Origin of the sequence: Pontibacter rugosus (assembly GCF_042678745.1) — a bacterium.
Taxonomy (GTDB): domain Bacteria; phylum Bacteroidota; class Bacteroidia; order Cytophagales; family Hymenobacteraceae; genus Pontibacter; species Pontibacter rugosus.
Window position 1 is genome coordinate 1 of sequence record NZ_JBHTLD010000575.1, and the last position, 518, is coordinate 518.

Here is a 518-nt window from a genome sequence, read left to right on the forward strand (position 1 = left end):
GGTGGATGCCTATCATGAGTTCGACTACCCGCGCGAAATGGCTCGCGCCATTCGTCAGGCCCTTTCGCCCACTGGCCGGCTGGCGCTGGTCGAATACCGGGCCGAAGACCCCAACGTACCCATCAAGCGCATCCATAAAATGAGCGTGGCCCAGGCCCGCCGCGAAATGGCCGCCGTGGGCCTGCGCCTCATTGACTCGGTGGAAACCCTTCCCCAGCAGCATCTACTGTTCTTTCAAAAATGAGCTTTTGAGCTGCATGCTCCAAGCCGCAAGCTGCGAGCGTGTTCAGGAGGCACAGGAAGTTTGTGGCAAGCCTTTTTGAGCTGCGGGCGGGTCGAAAAAGGCTTGCAGCTTGTAGCTTGCGGCTTATAGCTTCAAACTAATGACTGATCCGCGCCGGCTTTCCATCCACGATTTCACCTACGAGCTGCCGCCCGAACGCATTGCGCCCGAGCCGCTGGCCAACCGCGACCAGTCGCGGCTGCTGGTGTACCAGCAGGGGTTGCTGGGCGACCGG

Annotated in this window: 1 protein-coding gene and 1 pseudogene; both read left to right on the forward strand. The window is 60.6% G+C overall.

Annotated features, from left to right (window positions below; translation table 11 throughout):
• Positions 1 to 244: pseudogene (locus ACFQ2O_RS22535) on the forward strand (SAM-dependent methyltransferase); the annotation flags it as partial.
• Positions 245 to 383: 139 nt separating this feature from the next.
• The coding region (locus ACFQ2O_RS22540) for an S-adenosylmethionine:tRNA ribosyltransferase-isomerase (protein WP_377533305.1) at positions 384 to 518 on the forward strand (135 nt) is incomplete at its 3' end.